This window comes from Microcoleus sp. B13-B6, assembly GCF_036705405.1.
Taxonomy (GTDB): domain Bacteria; phylum Cyanobacteriota; class Cyanobacteriia; order Cyanobacteriales; family Microcoleaceae; genus Microcoleus.
In genome coordinates, this window is record NZ_JAUBUJ010000254.1 from 1 (window position 1) to 1,163 (window position 1,163).

1 protein-coding gene is annotated in these 1,163 nt (G+C 44.2%); it reads right to left on the reverse strand.

Going from position 1 to position 1,163, the window contains the following annotated elements; translation table 11 throughout:
• Positions 1 to 77: 77 nt before the first annotated feature.
• Entirely contained in the window at positions 78 to 1,124 is a 1,047-nt protein-coding gene (locus QUB35_RS39030; RefSeq protein WP_333148444.1) for a Fic family protein, read from the reverse strand.
• Positions 1,125 to 1,163 lie beyond the last annotated feature (39 nt).

Here is a 1,163-nt window from a genome sequence, read left to right on the forward strand (position 1 = left end):
ACAAACTACATTGAAATTTAGTCGGATTTAACTGTAGCATATTTTGGGTTCCAGTTAAGATGCGTTTACCCTGGTATCTATTGCTTTCGCCAATGCGCCTCAACTCCTCGCCCCCGACATTCCAAACGCCCCGCATCCCTTTCCCGGCGCAATAGACGGCGAATCAAATCAATTCCCACTGTGGGACACCGTTCCTGCAATTCCCTAATAGAGAATTCTTGAGGCAAATTGTTAATCGCATCCAATACGATCGCCGTTTTAGTTCCTTTTGCGGATGTAACATATCCTACCCGCTGCTCAAACTCCCGATAAGCTGATAGCAGCATGACTCCCAAGAAATACTCCCACCAAGGTAACAGGTTATGCTGCCCTTCATGCCATCCTTGGGAAGATTGGTAAAGCGTATCGTAATAGCTTTCCTTAGTTCTCTCCACAATCCGTTCTAAGCTAATAAATCGCCCCACCTCATAACCGGCTTTGTATAGCAGCAACAAAGTCAGCAACCTTGCCATCCGCCCGTTTCCATCTAAAAATGGATGAATGCACAAGAAATCCAAAATATAAGTTGGAATCAGCAATAAAGGTTCTATCTCGCCCGATTCCCAGAGGCGATTAAACCGTTCTTGCAGGCGTTCCATTGCCGCAGGAGTAGAATAAGCGGGAGTAGGTTGAAACCTCACCACTTTAGTCCCGTCAGGATAAGTAGCGCTAATTTCATTATCCACTGTTTTCCAGCGCCCGCCTGTATTAACAGCAAATTGGTAAAGGTCGCCGTGCAGTTGTAAAATAACCCCTGTACTAAAAGGAATGTGGGTATAACTGGTGTGAATTGTAGTTAGCACGTCCCGATAACCCGCAATTTCTTGTTCTGAACGATCGCGCGGCGTTGTTTTTTCAGTTACTAATTTCTTAATCCGTTCTAGCGACACAGTAATGCCTTCAATGCGGTTAGAAGATTCGGTACTCTGAATAACCGCAGCTTGGCGCAAAGTGCCTAAAACTTGTGGGGCTTGTTGCTTGAATAACTCCTGCTTTCCCTTGTACTCTCCAAGCAAACGAATTGTTTGCAGAAGTCTTTGGTTGAGCTGTTGACTTTCAATGAACCCCTCTTCAAATGACAGCATATCTATTTTATCTCCTTTGTATTAATTATAAACATTTAT

Bases quoted from the DNA above. Each gene is read 5' to 3' on its own strand.
- QUB35_RS39030 (WP_333148444.1), bottom strand. From the start codon at position 1,124: ATGCTGTCATTTGAAGAGGGGTTCATTGAAAGTCAACAGCTCAACCAA.